18 protein-coding genes and 1 riboswitch are annotated in these 20733 nt (G+C 68.0%); of the genes, 5 read left to right on the forward strand and 13 right to left on the reverse strand.

From position 1 onward, the window contains the following. Positions 1-4: 4 nt before the first annotated feature. On the reverse strand, positions 5-613 hold the full coding sequence (locus H9656_RS06750) for a type 1 glutamine amidotransferase domain-containing protein (protein ID WP_191743401.1): 609 nt from the start codon (positions 611-613) through the stop codon (positions 5-7). Between the two features lie 113 nt (positions 614-726). Here H9656_RS06750 and H9656_RS06755 point away from each other — a divergent pair, with 113 nt between their 5' ends. Together H9656_RS06755 and ypfJ are read left to right on the forward strand one after the other, a co-directional pair. Then, on the forward strand, positions 727-1122 hold the full coding sequence (locus H9656_RS06755) for a hypothetical protein (RefSeq protein ID WP_191743402.1): 396 nt from the start codon (positions 727-729) through the stop codon (positions 1120-1122). Between the two features lie 82 nt (positions 1123-1204). Beyond that, a complete protein-coding gene (ypfJ, locus tag H9656_RS06760; protein WP_191743403.1) occupies positions 1205-2056 on the forward strand; it encodes a KPN_02809 family neutral zinc metallopeptidase in 852 nt (283 codons plus the stop codon). A gap of 12 nt (positions 2057-2068) precedes the next feature. On the opposite strand, the gene H9656_RS06765 is transcribed toward ypfJ, so the two are convergent. Then, entirely contained in the window at positions 2069-3370 is a 1302-nt protein-coding gene (locus tag H9656_RS06765) for a DUF418 domain-containing protein (RefSeq protein WP_191743404.1), read from the reverse strand. 65 nt (positions 3371-3435) lie between these two features. Then, positions 3436-4380 (reverse strand): retropepsin-like aspartic protease, encoded by a 945-nt coding sequence (locus H9656_RS06770; protein WP_191743405.1) that lies wholly within the window; start codon positions 4378-4380, stop codon positions 3436-3438. Between the two features lie 175 nt (positions 4381-4555). Here H9656_RS06770 and thrC point away from each other — a divergent pair, with 175 nt between their 5' ends. Next, positions 4556-5944 carry a threonine synthase gene (gene thrC / locus H9656_RS06775; protein WP_191743406.1) on the forward strand — a complete coding sequence of 463 codons (1389 nt, stop codon included), beginning with the start codon at positions 4556-4558 and terminating at the stop codon, positions 5942-5944. 16 nt (positions 5945-5960) lie between these two features. Here thrC and H9656_RS06780 read toward each other — a convergent pair whose 3' ends face one another. From H9656_RS06780 to H9656_RS06795, 4 genes are all read right to left on the reverse strand, one after another. Then, positions 5961-6905 carry a DUF5996 family protein gene (locus H9656_RS06780; protein ID WP_225212253.1) on the reverse strand — a complete coding sequence of 315 codons (945 nt, stop codon included), beginning with the start codon at positions 6903-6905 and terminating at the stop codon, positions 5961-5963. A 125-nt stretch (positions 6906-7030) separates the two neighbouring features. Further along, on the reverse strand, positions 7031-7525 hold the full coding sequence (locus H9656_RS06785) for a hypothetical protein (RefSeq protein WP_191743407.1): 495 nt from the start codon (positions 7523-7525) through the stop codon (positions 7031-7033). 486 nt (positions 7526-8011) lie between these two features. Further along, entirely contained in the window at positions 8012-8974 is a 963-nt protein-coding gene (locus H9656_RS06790) for a homoserine kinase (RefSeq protein ID WP_191743408.1), read from the reverse strand. A gap of 2 nt (positions 8975-8976) precedes the next feature. Further along, complete coding sequence (locus tag H9656_RS06795; RefSeq protein ID WP_191743409.1) at positions 8977-10725, reverse strand: amino acid kinase family protein; 1749 nt, start codon at positions 10723-10725, stop codon at positions 8977-8979. Between the two features lie 453 nt (positions 10726-11178). Further along, a riboswitch (SAM riboswitch) is annotated at positions 11179-11305 on the forward strand. Between the two features lie 82 nt (positions 11306-11387). Between H9656_RS06795 and metX the strand changes: the two genes are divergently transcribed. Next, positions 11388-12437: a homoserine O-succinyltransferase MetX gene (metX, locus tag H9656_RS06800; RefSeq protein WP_191743410.1), complete on the forward strand. Its 1050-nt coding sequence runs from the start codon at positions 11388-11390 to the stop codon at positions 12435-12437. Further along, positions 12434-13612, forward strand: coding sequence for a cystathionine gamma-synthase (gene metB / locus H9656_RS06805; RefSeq protein WP_191743411.1), 1179 nt, complete (start codon positions 12434-12436; stop codon positions 13610-13612). The genes metX and metB overlap by 4 nt, the downstream gene beginning before the upstream one ends. A 50-nt stretch (positions 13613-13662) precedes the next feature. On the opposite strand, the gene H9656_RS06810 is transcribed toward metB, so the two are convergent. From H9656_RS06810 to H9656_RS06835, 6 genes are all read right to left on the reverse strand, one after another. Then, positions 13663-15486, reverse strand: coding sequence for a methyl-accepting chemotaxis protein (locus H9656_RS06810; protein WP_191743412.1), 1824 nt, complete (start codon positions 15484-15486; stop codon positions 13663-13665). A gap of 94 nt (positions 15487-15580) precedes the next feature. Next, complete coding sequence (locus tag H9656_RS06815; RefSeq protein WP_191743413.1) at positions 15581-16402, reverse strand: sulfite exporter TauE/SafE family protein; 822 nt, start codon at positions 16400-16402, stop codon at positions 15581-15583. 86 nt (positions 16403-16488) lie between these two features. Further along, positions 16489-17499, reverse strand: coding sequence for a tRNA dihydrouridine(20/20a) synthase DusA (gene dusA, locus H9656_RS06820; protein WP_191743414.1), 1011 nt, complete (start codon positions 17497-17499; stop codon positions 16489-16491). Positions 17500-17928: 429 nt separating this feature from the next. Next, positions 17929-18900 (reverse strand): TonB-dependent receptor domain-containing protein, encoded by a 972-nt coding sequence (locus H9656_RS06825; protein ID WP_225212254.1) that lies wholly within the window; start codon positions 18898-18900, stop codon positions 17929-17931. Continuing rightward, positions 18839-19696 carry a 4,5-DOPA-extradiol-dioxygenase gene (gene ygiD / locus H9656_RS06830; RefSeq protein ID WP_191743416.1) on the reverse strand — a complete coding sequence of 286 codons (858 nt, stop codon included), beginning with the start codon at positions 19694-19696 and terminating at the stop codon, positions 18839-18841. Before ygiD ends, H9656_RS06825 begins: the two co-directional genes overlap by 62 nt. A 77-nt stretch (positions 19697-19773) precedes the next feature. Beyond that, the gene (locus tag H9656_RS06835; RefSeq protein ID WP_191743417.1) at positions 19774-20664 is read right to left on the reverse strand and encodes a LysR family transcriptional regulator; all 891 of its coding nucleotides are present in this window, start codon (positions 20662-20664) and stop codon (positions 19774-19776) included. Between the last annotated feature and the right edge of the window lie 69 nt (positions 20665-20733).

Genomic DNA, 20733 nt, shown 5'->3' on the forward strand with positions numbered 1-20733 from the left:
CGGCCTAATGGGCTGACGGCCGCGCTTCTTCCGACTTCGTCTTGGCTCGGCCCGCGCGCGGAGCCTCGGCGAAGGCCTGGATCATCGCCGCGTTGAAGGCGGGCAGATCGTCGGGGCAGCGGCTGGTGATCAGGCCGTCATCGACGACCACCTCCTTGTCCACCACCTCGGCGCCGGCGTTGCGCAGATCGGTGCGGATGGACTTGTAAGCCGTCAGGGTGCGCCCCTCGGCCACGCCCGCTTCAATCAAAATCCACGGCGCGTGACAGATGGCGGCCACCGGCTTGCCCGCGTCGAAAAAGGCGCGGACGAATTTGAGCGCCGCCTGCTCGGTGCGGAGCTGATCCGGATTCGCGACTCCGCCCGGCAAAACCAGACCGTCGTAGCGAGAGGCGTCCGTCGTTTTCAGCGTCTTGTCGACCGCGATCCTCTCATCGGGCGTCAGGTGATCAAAGCCCTGGATCCAGCCCGGCTCCAGCGAGACGATCTCGACCGTCGCGCCTTCTGCGCGCAGCGCCTTCACCGGCTCCTGAAGCTCGATCTGCTCGACCCCGTCGGTCGCCAGGACGGCGATGGTCTTTCCATCAAGGGTCTTGTCGGCATGGTCAGGCATGGGGTGCTCCTTGGCGTGAAGGGATGAGATCGGCTGTCCGCCTAGAACCGCTTGTCCGAGCAGAGGTTGCGGCTTCGCTTGGCGTGACAGGACGCGGCGCCCATCTTCATCCTATGCGCCGCCTCCCCTTCCTTCTGTTGCTGATCGCCGCCCAGTGCGGCGCCGCTGGCCTGGCCCAGGCGCAGCCCTGGCCGGGTTGGCCCGGCCCCCCGCCAGCCGGCTACAGCGCGTCTGCGACCACCGCCGAGCGGCATCGGCAGGCTATCGAGCAGTTGCGCGCCCAGGCCGACCAGCGCGAGGCCGAAGCTGAGCGCCAGAGGCTTCAGACGGACCGCGTCCTGCGTCTGCTGGAGGGCGCGCGGATTCCCGCCCCCGCCCCGCCGCCCGCGACGGCCTATGCGCCGCGCCTCGCCCCCTTGCCCCCGCCGGCGCGCCTTGCGCCTCCGCTCGATCAGAACGCGGCGGGCGTGCGCGAGATCGACGCTTGGCTCAGCCGACAACCGCACTGATCCCCGACCTGTATTGCATCTCTTCACCTGCCCCTGCGTTTCAGCCTAGCTTCGGAACAGACAGCACAGCGGAGAACGGCAGATGCGTTGGCAGGGCGGACGGCGCGGCGGCGGGGTCGAGGATCGTCGAGGCATGGGCGGCGGCGCGGTCGCAGGCGGCGGCATCGGCGTGCTGGTGCTGGCGGCGATCGGCTATTTCGTCTTCGGCATCGATCCCAACACCACCCAACAGCTAGCCAGCCAGTTCGGCGGCGCCGGCCAGGCGGAACAGCAGGGCCAGATGGGCTCGCCCGAGGATCAGGACGGCCACTTCGTCGAAGTCATCGGCTCCAACATCAACGACGTCTGGGCGACCAAGCTGAAGGGCTACACGGCGCCCACCACCGTCCTTTACGAGCAGGGCACCCAGACCGGCTGCGGCTTTGGGCAGGCGGCGATGGGGCCGTTCTACTGTCCGACCGATCAGAAGGTCTATCTGGACCTGAGCTTCTGGCGCGAGATGGAAAGCAAGCTGGGCGCGTCCGGCGCCGACTTCGCCAAGGCCTATGTCATCGCCCACGAGTTCGGCCACCACGTCCAGACCCTGACCGGCGCCAGCCAGCAGGTGCAGCGCGCCCAGCAAGCGGCGCGCTCACAGGCGGAGGGGAATCGCTACTCCGTGGCGCTGGAGCTTCAGGCCGACTGCTACGCCGGGGTGTGGGCCAGCAACGCGGCCGCTGTCTCGAACGGCCAGGTGGCGCTGGAGCCGGGCGATCTCGAAGAAGGCATGAAGACGGCGCAGGCCATCGGCGACGACACGCTGCAGCGGCGCGGCGGCGGCCGCGTCTCGCCCGAAAGCTTCACCCACGGCTCCTCGGCCCAGCGGGTCGAGTGGCTTCAGCGCGGCTATCAGACCGGCGACCCGGCCGCCTGCGACACCTTCTCCCAACTTTGAGGGCGTGACCGATCAGGCGGCCTTCGTGCGTCTGATGGGCGAGGGCCGCGCATAGGCGAACCAACGCAGCGCCCATTCCAGCGGCCCCATGCTGAAGGCGCGCAGCCACAGCGCGCTGAACGTCATCTGGAACACCCAGATGCCCGCCGCGACGCCCCAAAGGCCCCACCAGTCGAGCCGGCCCCACAGGTTCAGGCCGTAAAACAGCAGGCCGGCGATGGCGGACTGGCCCAGATAGTTGGTCAGCGCCATCCGCCCCAGACCTCGCAAGGCCCGCCCGACGAAGCCGAGAAGGTTCATTTTCCACAGCGACAGCAGCAGGCCCACGTGCCCCAGCGTCATGGCGCATCGCCCCAGCTCATAACTTGTCTGCGCCGCCCAGGATTCGGAGGAGAACTGGCTGTTCCACAAGACCAAGGCCTGTCCGCCGTTGACCGCCAGACCCAGGGCGTAGCCGACGCCCGCCAGCGCCAGATAGAAGCGGAGCGACCGCCCGCCGCCTAGAACCCCCAGCTTGAACAGCGCCATGCCCAGCAGCATGAAGGCGACTGATTCAATGACCAGGGTGATGGTGTAGCTGGAGGCGGCGTAGTCCAGCCAGGTCCGCACGCTCCATTTCAGCAGCCCCGCAGCGTCGCCCGTACGCACGGCGACTTCTTCGGCGAGGGCGTCCGGCGACAACGCCTGGGCCGCTTGGGCGCGACCGTGCACCTTCAACGCCTCGGCGTCTTCGGATGACAGAACGGCCCCAGCCTCGACCTGCAACGCCAGTTCGGCGCCGCGCCGCGCCTCGGCCGCCTGATAAGCCCCCACTGCGGCCGACTCCGCCGTCAGCAACAGCAGAAGCGCCGCCGACATGGCGATCAGCGTGCGCGGCCGCGCCGTGCGGAAAACGAACAGCAGAAATCCCGACAGGCCGTAGACATAAAGAATGTCTCCGGGAAACAGCAGGGCGGTCGCGTTGAACACGCCCAGCGCCAGCAGCGCCATGCAACGACGGAAGTAGACGTCCGCCGCCTGGATGGTTCCTTGTCCGTCGTCGCCCCGCAGGGTGATCAGCAACATCCCCGCGCCGAACAACAGCGTGAACAGCCCGCGCATCGAGCCCTGCACGAACAGGTGCTGGATGATCCACGCCGACCAGTCGGGGTTGGTCAGGGTCGGCGGCAGATCCGGGTGATATTGGTCCCAGACTCCGCCCATCATCATGATGTTGACCAGCAGGATGCCGCACAGGGCAAACCCCCGCAAAAGGTCCAGGCTTTCCAGCCTTTGACCAGGCGCGACTGCTGTCATGGACGGCGAGGCGATCATTCAGGGCCCTTATCCCCGTTCAGGCCAGGCACGAAACGGATTCCCCTCGGGAGATTCCGTCAAAGCTAAACAATGGTCACATCCATCAACGGCGCAAGGTGCAGCTGTCCGCCGCCAAGGTTCAGGATAACGTCGCGCCCCGCAAACGCCTCCATGCCCAGCAAGGCGTCGGGATAGTTGGGCAGCGGGCGGTCGGCGTAAACGGCCGTCGTCACGTCGCGCCACAACTCCTGGCCCAGAGCCACCGTTCGCGCCTGGATCAGCCGAGCCTTGGCCACCCCGCCCAGGACGATGCTTGACCCTTCCTGTTCCGAACGGCCGTCGAGCAGGCCCGCCGACTGCGCGACGCCTTCGCTCAGCGCCAGCAGGGCCGAAGAGCCGGTGTCGACCAGAGCCCGTATCCGAGAGCCCTCGACAACCGCTTCGGCGATCAGAGCCGTGCCGGCGCGCCGGACCGGCAGGGCGCGATAGGCCGGAGCCAGCTCAGTCTGCCCGGCGCGAGCCAGCCGCAATCGCCGCCGGCGCAGGTCCATTTCCAGCACCGCCTGCATCAACAGGTCTTGCCCCAGGATCAGCGGCGCCCCCAGCCCCTCCTCTTCCGACAGCGGCCCCAGGTCCAGAATCCCGGCGCGCAGGCGCTCGATGCGCGCCTCGCCGACCGTCAGGTCCAGCGTCACCCCCCGCCCCATCTGGGCGCGCCCGTCCACGCCATAGGCGATCAGCGGCATGTCGAAGAATCGATCCAACCCCAGCTCGGCCACCAGACGGCGGTCGATCACCGAATACTGGGCGCCGCTGTCGATCAAGGCCGTCATCTCACGGCCCGCCAGGGTCACGGTCACGGTCGGCAACAGGGTCCGGGGCGCGACGAACCCCAGCCAGCCGCTGCTTCCGTCCGCGCCGAAGGTCACGCCGGGACGTCGCCACAGCACATGATCCTTGAGCCACAGCCCGCCGCCGACGGCGGCGGCGGCGGCTCCGGCGCGAATGAAAAGAGAGCGGCGGTTCATCGGCCTGACATGAACTGCGCGCCGATCTAACGCCAGTCCTTTTCCCTCAGCCGCGCCGTCCGCGCCCCCACCGCCCCATCACGGCCAGGTTGTTGCGTCATCTCATGAAATTTCCCTTCGCATGCGCAAAATAATCATGACGGTCCCGTCAACGGCGGCTAGAAACGACCCCGATATGACGAATTCAGCTGACCGCTACATCTCGACGCGCGGCGACGCCGCTCCGACCAATTTCGCCGACGCCCTGCTGCGCGGCATCGCCCCCGACGGCGGCCTCTACATGCCCCAGGCCTGGCCTGCGCTGCCGGTCGACGCGACCCGACCGGGCCGCAGCTACGCCGAGATCGCCAAGGCGGCGATGGCGCCCTTCATCGGCGACGCCCTGCCGGCTGGCGCGCTGGACCGCGCGCTGGACCGTCTGACCAAGGGCTTTGACCATCCGCTGGTGACGCCCCTGGTCGAGCTGGAGCCCGGCCTGTTCGTGCTGGAGCTGTTCCACGGCCCGACGGCGGCGTTCAAGGACCTGGCCATGCAGTTGGTCGCCGCCCTGTCGGACGAGGCCCTGGCCGCGACGGGCGAGACCCTGACCCTGCTGACCGCCACCAGCGGCGACACAGGCGCCGCCGCCGTGCGCGCCTTCGCCGGGGCCGAGCGCATCAAGCTGATCGTGCTGCACCCGCTGGACCGCGTCTCGCCGGTGCAGCGCAAGCAGATGACGACAGTCGAGGCGGACAACGTGCTGAACCTGGCCGTGCGCGGCGACTTCGACGACTGCCAGCGTCTGGTGAAGGGGCTGCTGGCCGAAGAGTCCCTGCGCGAACAGGGGCGCCTGTCCTCGGTCAACTCGATCAACTGGGGCCGCCTGGCGGGCCAGATTCCCTATTACGTCTCGGCCACGGCCCAGCTGGGCCAGGCGGCGACCTTCGTGGTTCCGACCGGCAATTTCGGCGACGCCTTCGCCGGCATCGCCGCCCGCAGGATGGGCCTGCCCGCCGCCGGCTTCGTCGCCGCCGTCAATCAGAACGACGCCCTGGCCCGCGCCATCAACGAGGGCGTCTATGCCCGCCGCCCCGCGGTCGAGAGCGGCAGCGTGTCGATGGACGTGCAGGCGCCCTCCAACTTCGAGCGGCTGGTCTATGAAGCCTCGGGCCGCGACGCCGAGGCGACCCGCGCCGTGTTCGAGACCTTCGCCCGCGAGGGGGCCGTCACCCTGTCGCCTGACCTGCTGGCCGCCCTGCGCGCCGAGGTCTCGGCCGTCTCGGTCGACGAGGCGACGACCAAGGCCGAGATCGCCCACGCCCACGCCGCCTGGGGCCGCGTCGTCTGCCCGCATACAGCGGTCGCCCTGGCCGCCGCGCGCCGCATGGACCGCAACGGCGCGCCCATCGTCGCCCTGTCCACCGCCCACCCGTCCAAGTTCGGCGCCTTCGTCTCGGACGTCCTGGGCGTCGAGCCGGAACCGGCCCCCGTCATCCGAGCCCTGGGCGACCGCCCCGAACGGCTGACGGTGATCGAGAACACGCCCGAGGCGGCGCTGGCGGCGGTGAAGGGGTTCGCGGGCTAAAGCTCCTGCGACGTGCTCACCCCACCCGTCGCGGATGACGCAGGCGTCCCTCCTCGCAGTCCAGCGCGGCGCGATCCCACCCGCCTAGATCAGCGGCGGCCGCATAGGTGGTTTCAAGGAAGGCGCCCAGAACCGCGTCGGGATCGGCCGCCGTGCGGACAGCCTCATAGGGCAGGATGAACTCTCCGAGCGCCGCATCCCAGCGCGCCTCGGTCGGCGCGACCGTCGCCTTGTCGAACCCCGCCGGCGCGGGATAGGCGTAGGCGTAGAAGGCCGGCCCTCGGCCGGGATCGCCGGGCCAGAAGCCTGCGCTGGCCACCTCGTGGGAATAGGCCTCGCGCGTGACGGCGTCCGGCAGGTTCGGGATCCCGCCCGGATGCAGCGGCGCCCGCCGCCCTGAGAAGCGCGTCACCGCCAGGTCGAACGCGCCCCAGAACAGCTGAACGGGGCTGCACTTGCCCAGGAAGCGGGTGCGGAATCGGTTGAAGACGCGATCGGCCTGCACCAGGGTGCGCCAATAGTCGCGCGCGACCTCCGGATCGTAAAGACGATGCCGACGGTCCTCCGGAAAGGGCGTCGCCTCCGCCATCTCGTCCGGCGTCAGATTGATGCGGCAGGCGACGCCCAGTTCCGCCAGCGCGGCCATGGTCTCGGCGTAGAAGTCCGCCACCGCTCCGGGCCCGAGCGCGACGCGGCGTTCGCCGCCGTCGCTGACGCGGATGACAAGGGTTCCGGCGATGAAGTCGAACTCCAGCTCGAGGTCCACGGCGCCATGCGGGATGAGCCCGGTCGACAATCCCCGCGCCGTCACCCGCAGCGTCACATGCCAGCCGTGGTTGAGCCAGGGCGTCTGCGACAGCCGCACCTTGCCCACGATCTGGGTCCACAGCTGCAAGGTCTCCAGCGTCGGCCACAGCGCCGAGGGCTGCAGTTCGGGCCATGTTTGAGCGTCGTGCGCCATCGCGAAGCCTCCTCGCCTCCCCTCCCTCAAGTCCCGCGTGGCGGGATCGTTGCATGGCGGCGGCGGGAAGCGAACTTGATGAAGGGCAACGAAGGATGGGAAGCGGACTTCGGATAGACGCCTTGTCAGCGATAGAATGACCGCTGCTCCAAATCCTTGCGGCAGCTGTGATGAGAAGTCGTGCCTGGCGGCAGTCCCAGGAGATGCCGCACTTCATTCGCCTCCGCAGCGGACGCGACCCTTCGGGCTTCGACAAGTAGGGGAACGCGCTGTCCTTGAACCCAGGCCTCATCACGGAACACTTTGAGTTCAGTCGCCATGGGGACCGTGATCTTGAGGCCAAGATCATTGTAGTCCGCGAGCGGAGCCATCCCGTTCTGGTAAGACGCTACGGCGCTACATCCCCGCTCTGGGTGGCAAAGTTGCACGATCCATATGTCATCCGATGGATTGCCAGCGGAATAGGCGCTCAATCGCATAAGCAATCCAGGCGCGACCTCCTTGGCGCCGCAATGGCTGACGCTGGCGACAGCCTGAGCGACTTCTTCACCATCGCTGCAACCGGATAGAAGGATCGCGCCCGCAGCAATAGCAGCTAATGTCGAGGGCAGTTTTTTCACGGGAACTCCCAGAGTCGAATAGATGCTATCCACGGCAGAACCGAATGAAGGTTCTTCACGGCTAGGACGAGCGCGCGTCCTTCAAGGTCGCTTGGGATCGTGAGGCGAACGGTCGTTAGCAAAATCCAGAAAGCAGATTGGATGTCGATGCTCTCGCTGGTCCAGCGCTTTGTCAGGAAGCAAACTGATAGGCATGTGGACGCCGTCCTGGTAGCCAAAGGCGGAACCTCTGCATTGCTAACTGCAAACGCGCCCGGGACGAGGGATTATGCGCTTGTGACGGCAGAGCAGGCAGGCCTTGTCGTCAAAACCGAACGGTTGGGTCAGATCGACTTGGTTCGGTATGGGCCTATTTTCGATTTTCAAGTTACCGCCGAAGGCGAAGTAGCTCGCAGGCGCTTGATGTCCAGCGAGCCGAACAAGCGATAGCGCCCGGCACGGGTCGAAAACGGCCTCTTGCATCAATGCGAGAAGCCGCCCCCCCCTTCACGCCGCCTCCGCCGCCTTCCAATAGTCCAGCCGCCGGAAGAAGGGCGTCGGGTCCTTGGGGGTGACCAGGTTGGCCGGGTCGTGGAACAGGCGGTCGTGCAGGCGCGTCAGGGTGAAGCGCACCGCCGCCGCCGCGCCCAGGTCGGGCAGGACCGCGCGCTCGGCGTCGGACAGGGGCCGCACCGACTCATAGCCCTTCTGGAAGGCGCGCAGGGCCGACGGCAGCGGGCGGCCCTCGGCGTCGAACCCCCAGGCGCTGAGGGCGATGGCCAGGTCGTAGGCCAGCACGTCGACGCATGCGAAATAGAAGTCGATCACCCCGCCCACGTCGGTCGCCCCATGCTCGTTCGTCGCGAACAGGACGTTGTCGGGGAAGTAGTCGGCGTGGATCGGCCCGCGCGGCAAGTCGGGGTCGCTCCACGGCCGGGCCAGATCGGGCAGCAGGAGCTGCATCTGGTCCAGCATCCGGCGGTCCTCACCCTTGGCGACGGTATCGCAGCGCGCGGCCAGATCGGCCCAGGCGCGAGGCCCGACGGGGTTGTCGCGCACGCCTTCATAGTCAGCCGCATCCAGATGCAGCAGGGCCAGAACCTGGCCCGCGCGGTACTGGTCCTTGTCCGTCGGCTGACGCTTCCAGGCGCCTGCCGTCCATTCGACGATGGCGGCGGCGCGGTCGTTCAGGCGACCGATAACCTGCCCTGCACGGTCGGCGACGGGCGCGGGCGTCGGGAAGCCCTGCGCCGCCAGCTGTCCCGTCAGTCCGAGGCAGAACGGCAGGGCCGAGGCCTCCGTCCGCCCCTCGAACAAGGTCAGGACATAGGCGCCCTTGCTCGTCACCAGACGGTAGTTGGTGTTCTCGACCCCCTCGGCGATCGGGGTCAGTTCGACCAGGCCGCCGAGAGGGTAGCGCATGAGATAGTCGTCGGCCTGTTGCGGCGTGACGGGCGTGAAGACAGCCATGACTAGACAAGCTCCGCAGCGGCGCGCCGGGCGCGCATGACGTCGGCGACATCGGCCAGCACGCTCTCGGTCGTGGCCCAGCGCCCAGCGCCGCGCCCCTTGCACGTCCAAACCCGGCCGTCCTGACCATAGACCTTCAAGGCGTTGCGCTCTCCGTTCAGCGACAGGAAGAGCGCGTCCTCAAGCGCGCCGTCAAGACGGACATAGGCGTCCAGGGCGCCGTCGCGGTCGAAGCAGGCGCCGATCTGGCGCACCGGCGCCTCGCCCAGCGGGGTTTCGGCGGCCAACACGTCGCGCGGCAGGGCGTCGGGCGAACGACCGAAGGCCTCGAACGACAGCAGCTTGACCTTGGCCTCGGCGTCGAAGCCTTCCAGGTCCGACGACGGGTCCTCCTCGGCGAAACCGGCGGCGCGGGCGTCGGCCAGGGCGTCGGAGAAGGTCGCCCCCTCGCCCAGACGCTGCAGCATGAAGTTGACCGTGCCGTTCAACACCGCCTCAAACCCGACCACCGGACCGGCGGCGCGGGCGGCGCGCAGGGTCTCGATCATCGGCGAGCCGCCGCCGACGGAGGCCGACCAGGCGACGCGACAGCCGTTGGCGTCGGCCAGGGCCTGGAGCCCCGCTGGGTCGCGGGCGACGGCCTGTTTGTTGGCGCTGACGACGTCGCAGCCGGCTTCCAGGGCGCGGCGGATCAGGGCATGGCCGGCCTCGCCCTCGGACAGGGCTTCCAGCAGAAGGTCGGGTTTCTTGGCCAGCAGGGCGTCCACGTCATTGGTGAACAGTTCAGCCGGCGCGGCGACGTCGCGCTTCTTCTTAGGGTCACGGACCAGGACGCCGACGACCTCAAACCGGCTGTCCGGCAGCAGGCGGCTGAGCAGGCCGCCGCCCACCACGCCGCAGCCGGCCACGGCCACTTTCAGCGGCGCCGCAGCCTGAACCGGGCCGGGAGGCGCCCCGCGCTCACCGACCACCGTGCCCTCGGCGCGGCCCAGGGCGGCCACTTCGATCTCGACCGCGCGGGCCTGAGCCAGGTCGATAGCGTCATGCTGGACCAGCGCCCCGCCCACCTGACGCGCCGTGTCCCAGTTGGCGCGGCGATAGCGCAACGGCGTCCCGGCGCTGACGGCCGGATCGCGGTCGTACAGGCCGTCCACATCCTTGACCAGGCGCACGCGGTCCAGCCCCAGTTCGGCAGCCAGAACCACCGCCGTCAGGTCGGATCCGCCCCGGCCCAGCAGGGCCACGCGGCCGTTGGGTCGGACCGCGCCAAAGCCCGGCACGACCACCACCTCATGCGCCTCCAGCGCGCGCCGGAGATGGTCGCCCTTGAGGCAGACCGGGCGGGCGTGCTGGCTCGGCCCCTCAGCGACGATGCCCAGTTCGCGCACCGACAGGCCGATGGCGTCCAGCCCGACCCGATCGCAGGCGACGGCGACAAGGGCGGCGGCCTTCTCTTCGCCCAGCACGACATAGGCGGGCAGAAGTTCGTTCTCGTGATCCAGACCCAGGCTGCGCGCCTCGGACAGCAGCTTGTCCGTCTGGCCGGCAAGGGCCGAGACAACGGCGACCACCTTACGGCCGGCGCGGACGTGGCTGTAGATTTCGCTTGCGACGGCGGGGGCCTGGGAGGCGTCTCGCAGAACGGACGAGCCGAACTTCAGCACCACCACTTCGGCAGCGGGAGCGGCGGCGGGAGCGAGCGCTTCGACCGGTTTGGGCTGATCGGCGACAAGGGCGAGCGAGGCGGACATTGGGCGTTTCCTGGAGGCTGGGTCGGGGGAGGATTTCGTGGGAGGAAGGGCGGGTCTGGAGTGGATCTGAGGCAATAAAAAACCCGCCCGGAGGTCCGGGCGGGTGATCGGTTTTCTGCGTATTTCGCCTAGACGGCGCGCATCATCCGGTCCCCGCCCGCGAGGGCATGGTGGTGGTACCGGTGGTGGTAATGACGGACGCGAAGAGGCCCGTCGCCGAGGCGGCGATCGTGGTCATCTTCATGCTGGCGAGGCGGTAAGGCACAGGCGGCGTCCGGTTGAAATCGTGCCTTAGGGTGATCCAGGGCGCCGCGCCGCGTCAACCCCATGTCGGAATAATTTTTCGGGACGCCGGGCAAGATCGCCGTTTTCACCACTCAAGCTCGACCTTGCGCGCCTTCAGGGGTGAAATTTTTCACTTGACCGGCGCTGTTCGCAACCGCACCGTAAGCTCACTCATCAAGACCGGCTGAGGGATTAGGCCCTTTGACGCCGGGGCAACCATCGGGTTCCGCCCGAAACGGTGCCAACTCCTGCGGGGTTCTTCGGGCTTGCCTGAATGGACCGCGAGAGATGGGTGGAGCGTCGACGAGGCGACGCGCCACAGGTCTGTCACTGCATGGGTTCCTTGGCGAGCCGTATCTGCTGAGTGACCGAGACCCATGAGCCTGGCCCTGATCAACCCCGCCGTCCCCGCTGAAGCGCCCGTGCGCCGTCGGTCCGAACTGCTGCAACGCGACGGCGCCCATGACGTCGTGGTTCCGATCCCGGACGGCTTCGAGCTGGATTTCGGCGGCTGCCTGACGCAGAGGCGGGTCATCGGCCGCCTGCACGGCAAGCCCGGCGCTCCCCTGATCGTGGTCGCGGGCGGCATTTCCGCCGACCGCTACGTGCACCGCACCGAGACCAAGGGCCTGGGCTGGTGGTCCGGCGCCGTGGGCGTGCGCGCACCGATCGACCTGACCCGCTTTCGCGTTCTGGCCTTTGATTTTGCGCCGGAATTCGGCGACGGCGTGACGGAACCCAAAGCTCCTTTGACCATCACTACTCAGGACCAGGCGCGGCTGCTAGCCCACCTTCTGGACCATCTGGGCGTCGACAAGGTCGCCGCCTTTATCGGCTGTTCCTATGGCGGCATGATCGCCCTGGCCTTCGGCGAGCTTTTCCCCGACTGGGCCGAGCAGTTGGTGGTGGTGTCCGCCGCTCACCGCCCTCACCCGCTGGCCACCGCCTGGCGCGGCATTCAACGCCGCATCCTGCAACTGGGCCTGGAAACCGGCCGCATCGATCAGGCCGTCAGCCTGGCGCGCGAACTGGCCATGACCACCTATCGCACCCAGGAAGAGTTCGGCGACCGTTTCGATTTCGAGGCCCCCAGCCATGCCGGCCAGGCCTATCCGGTGTGCGACTATCTGACCTCGCGCGGCCGGGCCTATCGCGACCGCACCACCCCTTCACGCTGGCTGACGCTGTCGGACTCCATCGACCGCCACCGCGTCGAGCCGGAGGCGATCACCGCCCCCGTCACCCTGGTCGGCTTCACCACCGACCGCCTGTGCCCCATCGACGACATGAGGGAACTGGCCGACCGCCTGCCTAACCTCTGGCGCTTCGAACAACACGCTTCCGTCTACGGCCACGACGCCTTCCTCAAGGAAGACGTGCTGGTCGGCGACATCCTGACTTCCGTACTGAAGGACATCGAACAATGAGCCGCGCCCGTCCCGCCGATCCCCGCACCATCGCCGCCCGCTCGGGCGTCGATACGGACACGGCCCACGGCGCGGTCATGCCGGCCCTTTATCTGTCGTCCAACTATTCCTTCGCCGCCTTCGGCCAGCCGCGCAAATACGACTATTCGCGCTCGGGCAATCCGACCCGCGACGTGCTGGCCGAGACGCTGGCCGAGTTGGAAGGCGGCGCCGGGGCCGTGGTCACCGCCACCGGCATGGCGGCGGTCGACCTGCCGCTCAGCCTGCTGGAGCCGGGCGACCTGCTGATCGCTCCGCACGACTGCTACGGCGGCACCCACCGCCTGCTGTCCGCCCGGGCCAGGAAGGGCCATTTCCGCGTCGCCTTCGTCGATCAGAACGACAGCGCCGCCCTCGACGCCGCCCTGGCTGACGGGTGCAGGCTGGTGCTGGTGGAGACCCCGTCCAACCCCCTGCTGCGCGTCACCGACATCGCCGATGTCTGTCGCCGCGCCCACGCCGTGGGGGCCAAGGTCGTGTGCGACAACACCTTCCTGTCGCCGGCCCTGCAACGGCCGTTGGAGCTGGGCGCCGACATCGTGGTCCACTCGACCACCAAATACATCAACGGCCATTCCGACGTGGTCGGCGGGGCGGTGATCGCGGCCGATCCGGCCGATCACGAACAGCTGGCCTGGTGGGCCAACTGCCTGGGCGTCACCGGCTCGCCGTTCGACGCCTATCAGACGCTGCGGGGGCTGCGGACCCTGTTCACCCGCATCGAGCGTCAGCAGGCGACGGCGGGCGCCGTGGCCGCAGCGCTGGAACAGCACCCCGCAGTCAAGGCGGTCCACTATCCGGGCCTGCCCAGCCACCCCGGCCACGCCCTGGCCGCGCGTCAGCAGTCCGGGCCGGGCGCCATGCTCAGCTTCGAGCTGACCGGCGGGACCGAGGCCGTGCGCCAGGTGATCGAGCAGTTGGAGATCTTCACCCTGGCCGAATCTCTGGGCGGCGTCGAAAGCCTGATCGCCCACCCGGCCACCATGACCCACGCCGCCATGACGCCGGAAGCCCGAGTGACCGCCGGCATCACCGACGGCCTGCTGCGCCTGTCGGTCGGGCTGGAGCATCAGGACGACATCCTGGCCGATCTGACCCGGGCGCTAGACGCGGTGACGCTGAAGGCGGCCGCCTGATCGAAAGACGCGTCTCCCTCCCCTTGGCGGAGAGGGAGAGAACCCGCGCTCTAGGCCACCGCCCGCGCCAAGGCTTCCAGCCGCCCGCGCGCATCGAGGTCGCGCGCGTCGTCCAGGGCGAACTGCCCCATCAAGCGATCCAGCTCGACCGCGTCGGACGCCAACGCGTGGCTGGCGGCGGTCGATTGCTCGACCATGGCCGCGTTTTGCTGCGTCACCTGATCCATCTGTGTCACAGCGATATTGACCTGTTGCAGGCCGGTTGACTGCTCCTGCGACGAGGCCGCGATCTCTTCGGCGATGAGGGTCAGGCGTTTGATCTGATCGGCGATGCGCTCCAGGGCCTGACCGGTGTCGCCGACGAGGGCCACGCCCGCGCCCACCTGGCGACCGGATTCCGAAATCAGCGTCTTGATCTCCTTGGCCGCAGCGGCCGAACGCAACGCCAGGGCCCGCACCTCCGAAGCGACGACCGCGAAGCCGCGCCCGGCGTCGCCCGCTCGCGCCGCCTCGACGGCCGCGTTCAGAGCCAGGAGATTGGTCTGAAAGGCGATCTCGTCGATCACGCCGATGATGGCGCTGATCTGGCTCGAAGACTGTTCGATGGCGCCCATGGCGGCGATGGCGCGGCCGACCACGACCTGTCCTTCGACCGCCTCGGACTGCGCGCCGCGCACGACGCCGCCCGCCTCGTTCGCGCCCTCCGCCGAGCGCGCCACGGTGGCGGTGATCTGCTCAAGGGCGGCCGCGGTCTCTTCCAGGCTGGCGGCCTGCTGTTCGGTGCGGCGCGACAGATCATCAGACGCCTGTGAAATCTCGCGGGCGCTGGCGCCGATGGCGGCGGCGCGCTCCACGATCACGCGCATCACCCCTTGCAGCTTATCCATCGCCGCGTTGAAATCGGCGCGCAGACCTTCGTATGCCGGCGCAAACGGATCGTTGAGACGGAAGGCCAGCTGCCCGTGCGACAGTCGGTCCAGCCCCTTGGCCACGCCATCGACCACGCGGGCCTGCTGTCGAGCGGCCTCCGCATCGCGTTCGGCCTGCGCCTCGCGTTCAGCATCAGCGGCGAGGCGCGCCGTCTCGGCCTCGGCTTCCAGCCGCGCCTTCTCTTCGGCGTTGCGCTTGAAGGTCAGGACCGCATCGGCCATGCGACCGATCTCGTCGCGGCGGCCGGCCGCCGGGACGGCGACGTTCAGGTCGCCGCCGGCCAGGCGGGTCATGGCGCGGGTCATGGTTTCGACCGGGCGGCTGAGGGCGCCGATCAGCCACAGAGCCGCGCCCACGGCGATGCCGAGCGCCAGAACCCCGCCGATCGCGAAGGCGACATAGGCCTCGGTGAAGGCGAAGGCCTTGGCTTTGGCCCGGTCTTCGGCCAGCACGGCTTCCTGCTTCTGGATCGAGGCTACGGCCGCTCGAATGTCCGAAAGACGCGCCGCCGAGGCGACCTGCGTCAACGCCAGGGTGTAGGTCGCGGGCTCGCCCGCCAGAGCCATCACCTCGCCGGCGCTCTTCTCGAACGCGGCAGAGGCGCCCAGCAGGGCCTGTTGTTCGGCGGCGTAAGCGCCGTGGACGTCGGACGCGGCCAGGTCCGCCATGCGCGCCTTCACCTCTGCGCCGCCCTGATTGTAGCGGTCGATGAAGCTGGGATCGCGGCTGGCGACATAGCCTCGCATGGCGTTCTGCTGCTCGACGGCGGCGGCCATCAGGCGGTCAGATGCCTTCATCACCTCGCGCGAGGTCATGTCCGCCGCGTCGGCGCGCTGCAGAGAGGCGACACACCACAGAACGATCAGGGTCGCCGCGCCGCATGCGGCGATCACCGCCATGAAGGACAGGATAAGCTTCTTGGGGACCGACAGGTTCTGCAACATGACTTCAGACTCGGGGGAGGTTCAGCCTCGCCCATAGCCCGCGCTTGTTCGACAAAGTGTTAGCGCCCCCCTCCGGGCATCTACTTAGTCGCGGTCACAGAGCCTTCAGCACCACCGACAGCGCGGTGCACAGGAGATAGACTGCGAAGGCCCGGCGCAAAATCTTGCGGTCCAACCGGTGCGCCAGCCGCGCGCCATAGGGGGCGGTCAGCGCCGTCAGCAGCCCCATGATCACCGCCGCCGGCACGTTGACATAGCCCAGAGACAGCGGCGGGCGTCCCGGCGCGTCCCATCCGAAGAAGGCGAACCCCAGCGCCGCCGCGGCGCCGATAGCCAGACCGAACCCCGAGGCCGTCGCCACGGCCTGATGAATCGGCCGCCCGCACAGGGTCATCGTCATACCGCCGAAGCTGCCGCCGCCTACGCCCATCATGGCCGACAGCAGGCCTATCGTCGTGCCGACGCCGCGCCGCCCCCAGCCTGTCGGCAGGTCTTTCCTCAGCGTGAAACGCTCGGGCATCAGTCCCATCTGCGCCGACACCAGCAACAGACAGACGCCATAGACGACCGCCAGCCCCTCCATGGAGGTGACGCCTGCCACGGCGGCGCCGACCAGGCCGCCGAACGCCACCCACGGCGTCCAGGTCTTCAGCACCTGTTCGTCCACCGCCCCATGCGCCCGGTGCGTCGCCAGCGATCTCAGCGAGGTGGCGACAATGGTCAGAAGCGACGTGCCGATGGCGACATGCAGATTGCTCTCGCCGCCCACGCCCAGCACCGAGAAGGCGTAGAAAAGGGCCGGCACCAGCACCGTCCCCCCGCCCACGCCGAACAGACCGCCGATCACCCCGGCGATGGCCCCGGCTCCAACGAGCGCGGCGAGCATCAGGGCGAGTTCAGACAGGGGGAGAGTCATGCGCCTTCGCTTAGCGGCCCGGCCCGCCAGCGTCAGCCCCATTTCGTCCGCTTAAGCCGACTGAGGCCGTGATGAGCGGCAGAGGATCAGGCCGCCTTGCGCGCCTCGGCCTCTCGCACGGCGTCGACCGCGCGATCCACCACCTCCAACCCCGCGCCGGGCTTCACGCCCTCGACCGTCAGGATGCGGCGAAAGGCGCGCGCGCCCGCACGGCCGTGCATCAGCCCCAGCATGTGCCGGGTCATGCTGGCCAGATTGGCGCCTTCGTCCAGCCGGCCCGCCATATAGGGGCGATAACGCTCCAGCGCCTCGAACACATCAACGTCCGGCGTCGTCTCGCCGAAGATGCGGCGGTCCACCTGCCCCATCAGGGCCGGTTCATGATAGGCGGCGCGGCCCAGCATCACGCCGTCCAACTGCACCCCGTCGTCGGCCTTGAGATGCGCCTCGGCCTGATCCAGGTCGCCGATCCCGCCGTTGATGCAGATGGTCAGATGCGGACGCTCGCGCTTCAGCCGGCGCACCAGGGCATAGTCCAGCGGCGGCACGTCGCGGTTCTCCTTGGGCGACAGACCCTTCAGCCAGGCCTTGCGCGCATGGACGATGAAATGGGTGATCCCCGCCGCCGACGAGGCGTCGACCGTGGCGAACAGGCTTTCCTGCGGGTCCTGGTCATCGACGCCGATGCGGCATTTGACGGTGGCGGGCACGCTGACCGCCTCCTTGATCGCCGCCATGCAGTCGGCCACCAGCTCCGGCTCGCGCATCAGGCAGGCGCCGAACTTGCCCGACTGCACCCGGTCCGACGGACAGCCGACGTTCAGATTGATCTCATCGTAGCCGTAGGCCTCGCCGATCTTCGCAGCCTCGGCCAGTTGTACGGGATCAGACCCGCCCAGTTGCAGCGCCACCGGATGCTCGACCTGGTCGAACCCCAGCAGGCGGTCGCGATCGCCGTGGATCACCGCCGGCGCCGTCACCATCTCCGTATACAGCAGGGCGCGCGTGCTCAGGGCACGGTGGAACGCCCGACAATTGCGGTCGGTCCAGTCCATCATGGGCGCCACGGACAGTCTATGAGCTTGATATATAAACATTTTTTTCAGTAAAATCAAAAGTTTGGCAGGCGACCTGCGCACTCGAACTTGCGACGTTTTCTCCGAGATTTCGACACCTCGGTTCGCACAGGGCGCGCACGAGATGGCGACGTACTTGAAACTCCCGTCAGGAACGTGGCCAGTCCAGGTGAGACGAAAGGGTCGCTATATAAGCCAGACCTTCGTCAAACGCGATGACGCGCGCCGATGGGCCACCGAAGCCGAGGGGCGGATCGATCGCGCTGAGACGCCTGCCCCCTCTCAGTCAGCCCGGCTTCGCGTTTTCGGTGAGGACGGCGCCAGCTCTGACGTCCGTTCCCGCCCGATTGGAGAGATCGGCTGATTCCAGCGTGCGTTCTCTGATTGGGGCAAGCGCGTTGGTCATGACCGCCGCCGTCCCCTTGGACAGCGGCGGCCCTCGGAGCTGGCTCAGAAGTTGAGGCGCAGCCCGATCATGTAGCGTGACCCGAACGTCTCGTACTCGGACACGCGATCGGCTTCGCCCTGATAGCGGATACCGGCCTCGTTCAGCAGGTTGTTGGCGTTGAAGTAGATCTCGGCGTTGTCGTTGAAGGCATAGCTCGCCTTAAAGTCCAACCGGCCGACCTCGTCCCAGAAGCTGTCGCCCAGGATGTCGCCGCCGCCCACGGCCTCGAGCCACTCCGAGCGGTGCTGCCAGCTGATCCGCGACGAGAACCCGTATCGTTCATAGGACAGGGCCAGGTTGTAGATCACGTCCGACGCGCCCGGCAGGCCGACCGTGCGTCCGTCCGGCGTCGTCGCCTCCGACTCGTTCAGCGTCAGATTGGCCCGCGCGCCAAAACCACCGACCCAGTCCGGAAGGCTCAGGGGTTCGACATAGGCGTCCATTGTCTGGGCGACCGAGAACTCCAGGCCGCGGATGAAGCCCTCGCCGCCATTGTCGACGGTCGAGAAGGCGTACTCAGACCGGTCGACGTCGGGCGTGTTCAGAATGTCCCGACCAAAGCGCGGCAGCCGCACGTCGAACAGGACGTCGCTCAGGTCCTTGTAATAGGCCCCGATCGACAGGAAGCTGCCATCGGGACGGTACCATTCGAAATAGGCGTCCAGGCCGATCGCCTTTTCAGGACCGGCGGCGGGGTTGCCGCCGCTGATGCTTTCGCTGGTGTCGCTGATCGAGAAGTTAGGGCGCAGGTCGCGATAGTCAGGCCGCGCGGCGCCGGTGTTGGCCGACAGGCGCAGCTTCATCTCGTCGTTCAGGTCCCAGTTCAGGTGCACGCTGGGGAAGGCCTGGAGATTGCTGTCCGAGACCTGAACCAGGCCCCAGACGCCGCCTTGCTGAACGTTGGCCTCGCCCTCAGATATTGGCCTGCTCAGGAGGCGTGGTCGCGGGGATGCCGGCCGCCGGAGCTCCGCCATCGGTCAGTGCGTCTGGAGCGACGCCGCAACCCACGCCGTAGCAGGTCATGGAAAGCGACCCCATGCTGTAGCCGTGAACCAGGGTCTGGGCCCGCCCCTCCCCGGCCGCCGCGACCCCGGCCGTATAGAGCAGCGGAATGAAGTGATCGGGTGTCGGCACGGCCAGGTCGTAGTCGGGATGTTCCGTCAGCTTCAGGATATCCTCCGGCGCCTGCGCCATCTGCTCGATCGCCGCCTCGTCGAACCGCTGGGCCCAGTCGAAGCCGGCCTCGGGCTGATCCCAGCGCACCTGGTGCAGATTGTGCACGACATTGCCGCTGCCGATGATCATCACGCCGCGGTCGCGCAACGTCCCCAGGCGGGCGGCCAGCTCCAGGTGATAATCAAGCGGCTTGAGCGCATTGATCGACAGTTGCACAACCGGAATGTCGGCTTCGGGATAGAGGTGCGCCAGGACGCTCCACGCGCCATGATCAAAGCCCCACTGGTCGCGATCCAGGCCGACCCATTGCGGCTTGACCGCCTCGACGATCTCGCCGGCCAGATCAGGCGCGCCTGGCGCGGGATAGTCGAAATCGAAGAGCGCCTGCGGAAAGCCGTAGAAGTCATGGATGGTGCGCGGCCGGGCCATGGCGGTCACCGCCGTAGCGCCGAAGAACCAGTGGGCGGACACCATCAGTATGGCTTTTGGACGCTCCAGCGTGCTCCCCAGATCGCGCCACGCCTGAGTGTAACGGTTCTCCTCGAGGGTGTTCATGGGGCTGCCGTGACCGATGAACAGGGCCGGACTTTTCATGACGCGTCTCCATGGCGAGGACCAGGAGGATAGGACCGAGACGCCCCCCAGGGAAAGGGCCGCACGACCCCATCCTGTCAGGCCGCCGGGAACCGCCGCGCGATGAAGTCGACGAAGCTGCTCAGTTTCTGAGTGCGGCGACGGTCGGGCGCGGTCAGGACATGCATCGGCCGCGCGGCGTGGGTCCAATCGGGCAGCAGAGGAACCAGCCGTCCAGCGGCTATGTCCGCGTCCAGCAGGATGCGCGGCTGCAGGATGACGCCCAGCCCGCCCAACGCCGCCATGCGCAGGGCGTGGCCCATGTCGGCGGTCAAGGGGCCGTGCACCTCGACCGCCTCGACCTCGCCGTCAGGGCCGTGGAACACCCACTGGTCGCGCGGCATCCAGTGGGCGAAACCAAGACAGTCGTGCTTGACCAGATCGGCCGGCCTCTGCGGCGCCCTTCGCTGGACCAGATAAGCGGGCGCGGCGCACAGAGCCATCTCATAGGGCCGGATCGCCCGGGCGCGCAGGGACGTGTCCGACAACTCGCCGATGCGGATCACCGCGTCGTAGCCCTCATCGACCAGATCCACCATCCGGTCAGAAATGGTCAGCTCGACCGCCACCTCGGGATGAGCCCGCAGATAGTCCGGCAGGGCCTCGGCCAGGCTGGTGCTGCCGAAAGTCACCGGCGCATTGACCCGCAACAGACCGCGCGGAGCGCCCTGGCTCTCGGCCGCCAGGTTTTCAGCCGCCTCGACCTCGGACAGGATGCTGCGGCAGCGATCGAGGTACGCCACCCCAATGTCGGTCAGGCTTTGGCGCCTTGTGGTGCGCCGGATCAGGGTGACCTGAAGCCGCTCCTCCAGGGCGCGGATATGTTTCGCCACCATGGCGGGCGACACCCCCAGTTCCGTCGCCGCTGCAACGAAGGAGCCGAGTTCGGCGACGCGCACGAAGACCTGCATGCTGGTCAGGCGATCCATGATTGAATACCCAGCGTTGTCAATCATCCAATGAAACAGCCATTAAAGCCGCACATCAATCGGATTACA

It is taken from the genome of Brevundimonas guildfordensis (assembly GCF_014836405.1).
Taxonomy (GTDB): Bacteria; Pseudomonadota; Alphaproteobacteria; order Caulobacterales; family Caulobacteraceae; genus Brevundimonas; species Brevundimonas guildfordensis.